The 276-nt window shown below is 34.1% G+C and carries 1 pseudogene; it reads left to right on the forward strand.

The features are described from left to right. Positions 1–262, forward strand: a pseudogene (locus IV54_RS08240) (filamentation induced by cAMP protein fic); the annotation flags it as partial. Between the last annotated feature and the right edge of the window lie 14 nt (positions 263–276).

Below are 276 nucleotides of genomic sequence, written 5' to 3' on the forward strand. Positions count from 1 at the left end.
CAATGTGCCGTTAGATAAGTGGGATCAATGGAACGAACTAATTGCCAATTATTATCGAACTAATGACATGGCTAAAATTAAACGGTGGACATATGACAATGGCATTCAAGGATTACAAATTAGAGCAAACTTAGAGCTTAAATCAGTTGAAGACGAAATTGGTAAAAGAATCCAAGAACAATTAAAAGATTTTGCGGATCAAAACCCAGAAATTAAGCCAAAAAATGATCCAGAAAATAAAAACGATCGGCCTAGTTATTAGGTTGATCGTTTTTG

This window comes from Levilactobacillus paucivorans, from assembly GCF_001437125.1.
In the GTDB taxonomy this organism is placed as follows: domain Bacteria; phylum Bacillota; class Bacilli; order Lactobacillales; family Lactobacillaceae; genus Levilactobacillus; species Levilactobacillus paucivorans.